At 72.2% G+C, this 8,825-nt stretch carries 11 protein-coding genes and 1 riboswitch; of the genes, 3 read left to right on the top strand and 8 right to left on the bottom strand.

All coding sequences use genetic code 11. The annotated features are described in order from the left end of the window. Positions 1 to 118: 118 nt before the first annotated feature. The 8 genes from ACFWV2_RS13860 to ACFWV2_RS13825 all read right to left on the bottom strand — a co-directional run bounded on the left by ACFWV2_RS13860 (position 119) and on the right by ACFWV2_RS13825 (position 6,828). Positions 119 to 1,699, bottom strand: a complete 1,581-nt coding sequence (locus tag ACFWV2_RS13860; protein WP_384405199.1) for an alpha/beta hydrolase — start codon at positions 1,697 to 1,699, stop codon at positions 119 to 121. Between the two features lie 130 nt (positions 1,700 to 1,829). Next, entirely contained in the window at positions 1,830 to 2,573 is a 744-nt protein-coding gene (locus ACFWV2_RS13855) for an urease accessory protein UreD (protein ID WP_384405334.1), read from the bottom strand. Next, complete coding sequence (gene ureG / locus ACFWV2_RS13850; protein WP_384405198.1) at positions 2,570 to 3,247, bottom strand: urease accessory protein UreG; 678 nt, start codon at positions 3,245 to 3,247, stop codon at positions 2,570 to 2,572. The genes ACFWV2_RS13855 and ureG overlap by 4 nt, the downstream gene beginning before the upstream one ends. An 18-nt stretch (positions 3,248 to 3,265) precedes the next feature. Further along, positions 3,266 to 3,928 carry an urease accessory protein UreF gene (locus ACFWV2_RS13845; RefSeq protein ID WP_384405197.1) on the bottom strand — a complete coding sequence of 221 codons (663 nt, stop codon included), beginning with the start codon at positions 3,926 to 3,928 and terminating at the stop codon, positions 3,266 to 3,268. A 14-nt stretch (positions 3,929 to 3,942) separates the two neighbouring features. After that, entirely contained in the window at positions 3,943 to 5,664 is a 1,722-nt protein-coding gene (locus tag ACFWV2_RS13840) for an urease subunit alpha (RefSeq protein ID WP_384405196.1), read from the bottom strand. Beyond that, entirely contained in the window at positions 5,657 to 6,016 is a 360-nt protein-coding gene (locus tag ACFWV2_RS13835) for an urease subunit beta (protein ID WP_384405195.1), read from the bottom strand. Before ACFWV2_RS13835 ends, ACFWV2_RS13840 begins: the two co-directional genes overlap by 8 nt. 11 nt (positions 6,017 to 6,027) lie before the next feature. Continuing rightward, positions 6,028 to 6,330: an urease subunit gamma gene (locus ACFWV2_RS13830; protein ID WP_360791421.1), complete on the bottom strand. Its 303-nt coding sequence runs from the start codon at positions 6,328 to 6,330 to the stop codon at positions 6,028 to 6,030. Positions 6,331 to 6,549: 219 nt separating this feature from the next. Further along, a complete protein-coding gene (locus ACFWV2_RS13825) occupies positions 6,550 to 6,828 on the bottom strand; it encodes a type II toxin-antitoxin system Phd/YefM family antitoxin (protein WP_384405194.1) in 279 nt (92 codons plus the stop codon). A 56-nt stretch (positions 6,829 to 6,884) separates the two neighbouring features. Here ACFWV2_RS13825 and ACFWV2_RS13820 point away from each other — a divergent pair, with 56 nt between their 5' ends. The 3 genes from ACFWV2_RS13820 to ACFWV2_RS13810 all read left to right on the top strand — a co-directional run bounded on the left by ACFWV2_RS13820 (position 6,885) and on the right by ACFWV2_RS13810 (position 8,822). Then, complete coding sequence (locus ACFWV2_RS13820) at positions 6,885 to 7,508, top strand: ATP-dependent Clp protease proteolytic subunit (protein ID WP_384405193.1); 624 nt, start codon at positions 6,885 to 6,887, stop codon at positions 7,506 to 7,508. A 7-nt stretch (positions 7,509 to 7,515) separates the two neighbouring features. Further along, entirely contained in the window at positions 7,516 to 7,821 is a 306-nt protein-coding gene (locus ACFWV2_RS13815) for a hypothetical protein (protein ID WP_384405192.1), read from the top strand. Between the two features lie 339 nt (positions 7,822 to 8,160). Beyond that, positions 8,161 to 8,342, top strand: a riboswitch (cyclic di-AMP (ydaO/yuaA leader). 3 nt (positions 8,343 to 8,345) lie between these two features. Beyond that, positions 8,346 to 8,822 (top strand): C40 family peptidase, encoded by a 477-nt coding sequence (locus tag ACFWV2_RS13810; protein WP_384405191.1) that lies wholly within the window; start codon positions 8,346 to 8,348, stop codon positions 8,820 to 8,822. The last annotated feature ends 3 nt before the right edge of the window (positions 8,823 to 8,825 follow it).

The following is an 8,825-nucleotide window of genomic DNA, read 5'->3' as shown; positions in this document are numbered from 1 at the left end:
TTTTTGGGGGGGCATTTCTTGTTTTGCGGGGGGTCGCCCGGGGGGGGGGCCGCCCGGGGGGGACGGGGGGGGGTGGGGGGGGCGGGCGCCCCCCCCCCACGCCCGGTCCCGCGGGCCGCTACGGCCGCGGGGCGGCGTGCGGGGCGCAGGTCTGGTCCCTGGCGTCCAGCTTCCCGGTCAGCAGGTAGGCCTCGACCTTGGTGTTGAGGCACGGGTTGACCAGGTTGGTGACGCCGTGCGACCCGGCGTCCTTCTCCGTGATCAGGCGCGAGCCCTTGAACCGCTTGTGCAGCTCGACGGCGCCGCCGTACGGCGTGGCGGCGTCGCGCTCGGCCTGGGTGATGAGCACCGGCGGCAGGCCCTTGCCGGTCTTCACCTCGGTCGGGCGCTGGCGCGGGGTGGACCAGGTGGCGCACGGCAGGTTCATCCAGGCGTTGGCCCAGGTCATGAACGGGTACCGCTGGTGGAGCCGGCTGTTGTCACGGTCCCACGTCTTCCAGCTGGTGGGCCAGGGCGCGTCGGCGCACTCGACCGCGGTGTAGACGGCGTTGCCGTTCTCGGCGGAGGCGTTGCCCGCGGTGTCGGTGAGGTCGGCGGCGGCCGATTCGATCAGCGGCTGCGGGTCACCGGCGGCGTACGCGCTCCACGCCTCGGCCACCGGGGCCCACATGGAGTCGTAGTAGGGGGCGTTCTGGAAGAAGGCGATGAGTTCGGCGGGGCCGACCGTGCCGCCGAGGGGCGCCTTCTTGGCGGCGGCGCGCAGGGTCGTCCACTGCCGGTGGACCTCCTCGTAGGTGTCGCCGAGGTGGTAGGTGGCGTCGTGCTGGGCGACCCAGGTCATCCAGTCCTTGAGCCGGCCCTCGAAGGCGATGTCCTGGTCGAGGTTGGCCTCGTACCAGATCTTGCGCGTCGAGGGGTTGACGACGCTGTCGAGGACCATGCGGCGGACGTGGCTCGGGAAGAGGGTGCCGTAGACGGCGCCGAGGTAGGTGCCGTAGGAGACGCCGACGAAGTTGAGCTTCTTCTCGCCGAGGGCGGCGCGGACGACGTCGAGGTCCCGGGCGGTGTTGAGGGTGTTGACGTACGGCAGGAGGTCGCCGCTCCGCTCGGCGCAGCCCTGCGCGTACTCGGCGGCGAGCTTGCGCTGCGCGCGCTTGTCCGCCTCGGTGTCGGGGACCGGGTCGAGCTTGGGGCCCTTGACGAACTCGGTCGGGTCGACGCAGGAGATGGGGGCGGACCTGCCGACGCCGCGCGGGTCGAAGCCCACGAAGTCGTAGGCCTTGGCGGTGTTCGCCCAGATCGCGTTCTTGGTGGTGACCCGGCGCGGGAAACGCAGTCCGGAGCCGCCGGGCCCGCCGGGGTTGTAGAGGAGTGCGCCCTGGCGCTCGGCGGGCGCGCCGGTGGCGCCGATCCGGTCGACCGCGATCCTGATCTTCTTGCCGTGGGGCTTCGCGTAGTCGACGGGGACGGTGACCCAGCCGCATTGGATCGGCTTCTCCAGGCCCCAGTCGGCCGGACAGTCCTGCCAGTCGATGCCGGCCTGGGCGGCCCGCGCCGCGGCGACGGCGACACCGATCGCCTCGGTGTCGCGCGGGTGACGGTCGCTGTCGGCGTTGGCCGCCGGGGCGGTGAGCGCGCCCACGACGAGCGCGCCCGCTATCAGAGTGCCGGCCGAGCCGAGTGCTGCCGTACGTCGCACAAGTCCCTCCCCTGTAGGTGTCGTTCTGTTCGGGTGATCCTTTCGTCCGTGGGCAGCACGACGTAAGCCCGTACGGGTGTTTCTTTGCCGAACCCATAACCGGTGACGGTGTCCCGGTGAGCGGTACGGCTCACGCGGGTGCGAGCAGCTCCAGGGCCTCGTCGAGGAGGCGGCGCAGGGTCAGGGCGTCGGGGGCGACGGCGGTGGCGAGGGCCCCGGGTCCGGCGAGCGGGGTGATGGCCGCGTGCTCGCCGAGGAGTCGGGGCACGGCCGGCTTCTCCTCGAAGTCGGGTTCGACGACGAGGAGTTGACCGGTGGCGCGGTGACCGCCGAGGACCGCGCCGCCGTCCCAGCCGCCGGGCGCCCCCGGCCCGTACGCGAGCTCCTGGTCGAGGAGGGGGCGTCCGGCGCGGTGGACGGTGAGGCGGGTGCGGAGGGTGCCGGGGGGTTCGCCGTGGCGGCCGAGGACCTGTTCCTCGCGCAGGACCAGCCGGGCCGTGGGGGCGAGCGCGACGACGGTGCGCATCCGCAGGTCCGAGCCGTGGACGGAGACCAGCGGTTCGGGCAGCCACCGCAGGACTCCCTCCCCGCCGACGGTGATCCGGACGTCGTACGCGGCGGGCTCGGCGCTCCGGCCCGGCAGGGCGAGGGTCGCGGCGGCCGCGTCGACCAGGAGCCGGGCCCCGTCCCGCACCTCGGTCTCGACGGCGAGCCGGTCACCGCCGAGGGGGGCGCTCATCGCCCCGACGAGGGTGACCCGGGTGTACGGACCGGCCGCCCGGGTGCGGCGCACGGCGAGCGGCCCTTCGCTCACCAGGAGCGGCAGCCCGCCGTCGGCGTCGGCGGTGATCCGGGCCGTGGCGCGCAGGCTCACGCGGTCCATGCCGCGAGCTGGGCGCGGACCCAGTCGGCGACGGGCGCGACGCCGTTCTCGGCGCGCAGCGAGGTGAAGGCGACGGGCAGTTCGCCGCGCTGCTGTTCGGCGTCGCGGGCCATCCGCTCCAGGTCGGAGCCGACGTGGGGGGCAAGGTCGGTCTTGTTGACGACGAGGAGGTCGGCGGTGGTGACGCCAGGGCCTCCCTTGCGCGGGATGTCGTCGCCGCCGGCCACGTCGATGACGAAGATCTGGGCGTCGACGAGCCCCTTGGAGAAGGTGGCGGTGAGGTTGTCGCCGCCGGACTCGACGAGGATGAGGTCGAGGGGGCCCACGGCCTCCTCCAGTTCCTCGACGGCTTCCAGGTTGGCGGAGATGTCGTCGCGGATGGCGGTGTGCGGGCAGGCGCCGGTCTCCACGGCCTGGATGCGCTCGGGCGGCAGGACGGCGTTGCGGAGCAGGAAGTCGGCGTCCTCGCGGGTGTAGATGTCGTTGGTGACGACGGCGAGGGAGAGGGTGTCGCGCAGGACCCGGCAGAGGGCGGCGACGGTCGCGGTCTTGCCTGAGCCGACGGGGCCGCCGAGTCCGATGCGCAGGGCGCGGCGGGTGCCGTCGGGGCGGTGGGCGTCGGCGGAGACGGCGCCGTGGTGGGTGTGGGCGTGGTCGAGGTGCATGGTTCTCCTGTCGGAGCGTTACGAGGCGAAGAGGCGGACGGGCCAGGCCGCGTGCTGCTCGGCGGTGAGGTCGAGGAGGGGGGCGGAGGCGGCGGGCAGCGCGTGGACTCCCTCGCGGGCGGCGGCGGTGGCGCGCTCGACGACCTCGTCCATCTCGGGGGCGAGGCGGGCCAGGACGGCGGTGGCCTGGTACGGGTCGAGGCTGAGGAGGCGTACGGCGGCGGTGGCGGGGCCGCCGACCGTCTCGTACGCGACGCAGTGGGCGGCGTCCTCGGGGCCGAGCCCGGCGGCCAGGGCGGTGATGCCGAGGACGACGGGCTGGTGGGCGCCGCGCGGAAACGCGGTCGCGAGCGCGTCGAGTGCGGGGCTCGGCCAGGTGGCGCGGGCGGCCCGCATCAGCTGGCGGCCGAGTCTGCGGGCAGTGGCGCGCAGGGCGGGCGAGGGGGTGCGGGCGTCCGCAGCCGCGTCGAGTTCGACCGGGTCGAGTCCGAACGCGGCGCCGGCGGCGAGCGCGGCCGAGGTGAGGCCGGTGGTGTGCAGCCGGCCCCGGCAGAAGGCCTCGAGTCCGGCGGCGTCCTTGATGCGGCCGGCCCTGACGGCGGCCTCGGCGCCGCCGGAGTGGGCGTGCCCACCGGCGGGGAAGCGTCCGTCGGCGAGGACGAGGAGTGCGGAGCGTGTCATGGAGGCGCGCGCCGTCAGAAGAGGAAGTAGCGCTGGGCCATGGGAAGTTCCGCGGCGGGCGCGGGTTCGACCACTTCGCCGTCGATGGTCACCGTGAAGGTGTCGGCGTCGACCTCGACCCGGGGCAGGGCGTCGTTCTCGCGCATGTCGGCCTTGGTGACCCGCCGGGTGGAGCCGATGGCGGTGAACTCCTTGTGGAGACCGAGCCTGCGCGGCAGGTCGTCCTCGATGGCGGCCCGGGCGACGAAGTTGACCGAGCCGGCCGCCGCGGCCCTGCCGAGCGCGCCGAACATCGGGCGGGGCAGGATCGGCTGGGGGGTGGGGATGGAGGCGTTGGCGTCGCCCATCTGCGCGTACGCGATCTGGCCGCCCTTGACGACGACGAGCGGTTTGACGCCGAAGAAGGCGGGCTCCCAGAGGACCAGATCGGCGAGCTTGCCGGGCTCGACCGAGCCGATGAGATGGTCCATGCCCTGGGCCACGGCCGGGTTGATCGTGTACTTGGCGACGTAGCGGCGCACCCGGTGGTTGTCGGCGCGGCCGTCCCCGGGCAGGGCGCCGCGGCGCTTCTTCATGACGTGCGCGGTCTGCCAGGTGCGCATGATCACCTCGCCGATCCGGCCCATGGCCTGGGAGTCGGAGGAGATGATCGAGATCGCGCCCAGGTCGTGGAGGACGTCCTCGGCGGCGATGGTGGAGGGCCGGATGCGGGACTCCGCGAAGGCGAGGTCCTCGGGGACGGCCGGGTTGAGGTGGTGGCAGACCATCAGCATGTCGAGGTGTTCCTCGATGGTGTTGACGGTGTGCGGCCGGGTCGGGTTGGTGGAGCTGGGCAGGACGTACGGCTCGGAGACGACCGTGATGATGTCGGGGGCGTGTCCGCCTCCGGCGCCCTCGGTGTGGTAGGCGTGGACGGTGCGCCCGGCGATGGCGGCGAGGGTGTCGCCGACGAATCCGGCTTCGTTCAGGGTGTCGGTGTGGATGGCGAGCTGGGCGCCGGTCTCCTCGCAGACGGACAGGCAGGCGTCGATGACGGCCGGGGTCGCCCCCCAGTCCTCATGGATCTTGAACCCGAGGGCGCCGCCCCGGAGTTGGGAGTGCATGGCCTCCCGAGACATCGTGTTGCCCTTGCCGAGCAGGCCGATGTTGACGGGGAAGGTGTCCAGGGCCTCGAACATCCGGGCCGTGTGCCAGGGGCCGGGCGTGACCGTGGTCGCCTTGGTGCCCTCGGCCGGTCCGGTGCCGCCGCCGACGAGGGTGGTGACGCCGGTGGCGAGGGCCTGCTCGACGACGGTGGGCGAGATGAAGTGGACGTGGGCGTCGACGGCGCCCGCGGTGACGATCCTGCCGTTGCCGACGATGATCTCGGTCTCGGGGCCGATCACGAGGTCGGGGTGGACGCCGTCCATGGTGTCGGGGTTGCCGGCCTTGCCGAGGGCGGTGATCCGGCCGTCCCTGATGCCGATGTCGGCCTTGACGACGCCCCAGTGGTCGATGACCACGGCGCCGGTGATCACGGTGTCGGGGGCGCCCTCGGCTCGGGTGGTGCGGGCCTGGCCCATGGACTCGCGGATGACCTTGCCGCCGCCGAAGACGGCCTCGTCCCCGGCGCGGCCGGGGCCGCCGCTGCGGTCCTCCTCGATCTCGACGAGGAGGTCGGTGTCGGCGAGCCGGACGCGGTCGCCGGTGGTGGGGCCGAACAGGTCGGCGTACACGGCGCGGTGGAGGTCAGGCATGGTCGCCGTCCTGGTGCTGTGCGGCGGTGTCGGTGGCGTAGGTGGTGTCGAGGGGGCCTGCCGTCTCGCCGCGCAGGCCGGGCACGATCCGGCGGCCTGCCAGGGGGACGAGTTCGACCTCGACGGGGATGCCGGGTTCGAAGCGGACGGCGGTGCCGGCGGCGATGTGGAGTCGTCGTCCGTGCGCGGCGGCCCGGTCGAACTCCAGGCCGGGGTTGACCTCGGCGAAGTGGTAGTGGGAGCCGACCTGGACGGGCCGGTCGGCGGCGTTGAGCACGGTCAGGCGGGTGACGGGTCGCCCCTCGTTGAGGGTGACGGGGCCGTCCGCGTACAGGATCTCTCCGGGGATCATCGGCGGCCCGCTCAGACGATGGGGTCGTGGACGGTGACGAGCTTGGTGCCGTCGGGGAAGGTGGCCTCGACCTGGACGTCGTGGATCATCTCGGGGATGCCGTCCATGACGTCCTCGCGGGTGAGGACCGTGCGCCCGGAGGCCATGAGCTCGGCGACGGTGCGGCCGTCGCGGGCGCCTTCGAGGATGTGGGAGGTGAGGAGCGCGACGGCCTCGGGGTGATTGAGCCGCACTCCCCTGGCCCGGCGCTTCTCGGCCACGTCCGCCGCCACATGGATGAGCAGGCGTTCCTGTTCGTGCGGGCTCAGTTGCACTCTTCCACCTCACAGTCGTCGACCGGGACACACCCGGACAGCTGCGGACCCTATCGACCGTCACCACACTGTCGAGCTGCCGAGACGCGGCACGCGGTCAGACATTGCACGTTAGGGCGGAAGTTTTTCCGGCTCGTTAACTGCGGCTTTGCGTTTCCATGATCGTCCGGCCGGACGGGGCCCGCGTCGGCCCGTCCGGCCGTGGATCCGCGCCCGCCTCTACGAGGCGCCGGATTCGCGGTGCCGTGCGGCGAGACCGAAGCGGCCCTGTTCGCCGGAAGCGGAGTCGAGCCGGTGGAAGGTGGAGACCGAGCTGACCACCTGCTCGTCGACGGGCTTCTCGGCCGCTTCGAGTTCCTCCAGGTCAGCGGCGGAGACGAGGGCGACGAGCGGCTTCCCGTGGCGGGTGACGACGACGCGCTCACCGCCGTACACGACGCGGTTGATGAGGTCGGCGAGCTCGGCTCGCGCTTGCGTCACCGGGATCTCGTAGGTCATGCTCCCCATCTTACGGCCTGTACGTCCTGTACATTTCTTACGTTGGAGGTACCGCCATGCACGGTCGCCACGTCCTCCCCGAGTTCACGGAGCGGACCGCCCACGGAATCAGGACCCTGGACCCCTACTCCAGGCTCCTCGCGTCCCGGATCGTCTTCCTCGGCGCACCGATCGACGAGACCTCGGCCAACGACGTCATCGCCCAGCTCCTGTATCTGGACCACGCGGCGCCGGGCCAGGACGTCTCGCTCTACCTCAACTCCCCGGGCGGCTCGATCACCGCGACGACCGCCATCCACGACACGATGCGCTCGCTCCACTGCGACGTGGAGACCACCTGTCTGGGGCAGGCCGCGTCCACCGCCGCGCTCCTGCTCGCCGCCGGCACCCCGGGCAAGCGGCTGATGCTCCCCGGCGCGCGGGTCACGCTCCGCCAGCCCGCCCTCGACGAGCCCCTGCGGGGGCAGCCGAGCGACCTCGACCTCCACGCGCGCGAACTGCTCCGCCTCCGCGCCCTGATGGCCACGGCGTTCGCCGAGCACACCGGGCAGCCCCGGGCCCGGATCGACGCCGACCTGGACCGGCTGACGGTCCTGGACGCCCCCCAGGCGGTCGCGTACGGACTGGTGGATCATGTGATCACCAGTCGGCGTGCGGCCGTCGGCGGCCCGGCGCGGTGAGCCGGCCGTGGTTCCCGAACTGCCGCCGCTGCCCGCCCTGACCCGGGCCGAGGGTGAACTCGTCGACGCGTACCTCGAAGTCGTCGACCTGCTCGGGAAGATCAATCCATCCAGAGGTACGCACACCTATGGGGCGCTACGGGCGGCACAAGCCCTGGTGGGCCGGGCCGAGGCGCTGCGCGAGGCCCTGACGCGCATGCACGCGCGGGGCGAGAGCGAGGTGCACGCCGACACCTTGGCGCGTGCGCTGCGGGTGCTGGACGGGGAGCGCAGAGCCGGTCGGGTCACCGTCCGCGAGCCACGGGAGAGTTGACATTCCGTCGTGTCGTGTCCAGGTCCGTACGGCCCACATGTGGCGCAGAAACTCTCGCTCGTTCGGCGTAGTCGACGAGTCGATAAATGACCCGGGCAAGTTGCGCGACAGGTGTACACATTTAGCGGAACGGGACGTTCCACCCCTGGTGCGGGGCTCGTTGGCCGCACCTCCGGAGATCACGAAAGCGTCCTGTCCACCCGAACGGATCAGTCGTGAGTAGCCTCACATATCGCTGTTTCAGCTCGGATTTCACCCCGGACATGGGTCAAGATCCCTGTCGACGACAAGCCCCCGCCGCCGCGGCGGGGCGGTCCGGGCGGACGCCGAGTCCTGCCGCTGTCCCGGACGTCTGGTCGACAGGATTGGATCGGCAGGAGTGGAGGACCCGATTTTTACGGGGCGTACGCGCTGTTCCGACAGCGGGGCCGTCCCTTGGGGTGAAGCCGCGCCAGCGGCCGGGCATCTTCGCCTGCCCGAACCCGACAGGTCATCCTTCACAGGCGGCTGACGAAGGGTTGCGCATGACTGCGCAGATGCACGTCCCGTCCCTGCTGTCCCGGGCCGGAGCCGTCTCGGCTCTCACCCTCGCCGCCGTCGGCGGCACGCTGCTCGCACCCGGAGCAGCGTCGGAGGCCCAGGCGGCCACCACGCACGCGAACAAGGCACTGAGCATCGCCGCCGCCAAGAAGGGGGCCCCGTACCGGTACGGGAGCGCCGGGCCCTCCAGGTTCGACTGCTCCGGCCTGACGCTCTACGCGTACAAGAAGGCGGGCAAGTCGCTGCCACGTACCGCGCAGCAGCAGTACAACAAGACCCGGCACATCTCCGCCTCCACCAGGCAGAAGGGGGACCTGGTCTTCTTCCACTCCGGCGGGAGGGTGTACCACGTGGGCATCTACGCCGGCAGCGGCAGGATCTGGCACTCGCCCAAGACCGGCTCCTGGGTGAAGCTCGACAAGATCTGGTCGTCGAAGGTCTACTACGGCCGCGTCCGGTGACAC

The sequence above is a fragment of the Streptomyces sp. NPDC058671 genome, from assembly GCF_042716475.1.
Classification (GTDB): domain Bacteria; phylum Actinomycetota; class Actinomycetes; order Streptomycetales; family Streptomycetaceae; genus Streptomyces.
Note: the sequence above shows the minus strand (reverse complement) of the source record. Positions and strands in the feature narration are given on the sequence as shown.

What these genes read in the sequence shown, in the direction of transcription:
- ACFWV2_RS13810 (WP_384405191.1), top strand. Translation starts at nt 8,346, where the DNA reads ATGACTGCGCAGATGCACGTCCCGTCCCTGCTGTCCCGGGCCGGAGCC.
- ureG (WP_384405198.1), bottom strand. Translation starts at nt 3,247, where the DNA reads ATGCACCTCGACCACGCCCACACCCACCACGGCGCCGTCTCCGCCGAC.
- ACFWV2_RS13825 (WP_384405194.1), bottom strand. Translation starts at nt 6,828, where the DNA reads ATGACCTACGAGATCCCGGTGACGCAAGCGCGAGCCGAGCTCGCCGAC.
- ACFWV2_RS13835 (WP_384405195.1), bottom strand. Translation starts at nt 6,016, where the DNA reads ATGATCCCCGGAGAGATCCTGTACGCGGACGGCCCCGTCACCCTCAAC.
- ACFWV2_RS13845 (WP_384405197.1), bottom strand. Translation starts at nt 3,928, where the DNA reads ATGACACGCTCCGCACTCCTCGTCCTCGCCGACGGACGCTTCCCCGCC.
- ACFWV2_RS13820 (WP_384405193.1), top strand. Translation starts at nt 6,885, where the DNA reads ATGCACGGTCGCCACGTCCTCCCCGAGTTCACGGAGCGGACCGCCCAC.
- ACFWV2_RS13840 (WP_384405196.1), bottom strand. Translation starts at nt 5,664, where the DNA reads ATGCCTGACCTCCACCGCGCCGTGTACGCCGACCTGTTCGGCCCCACC.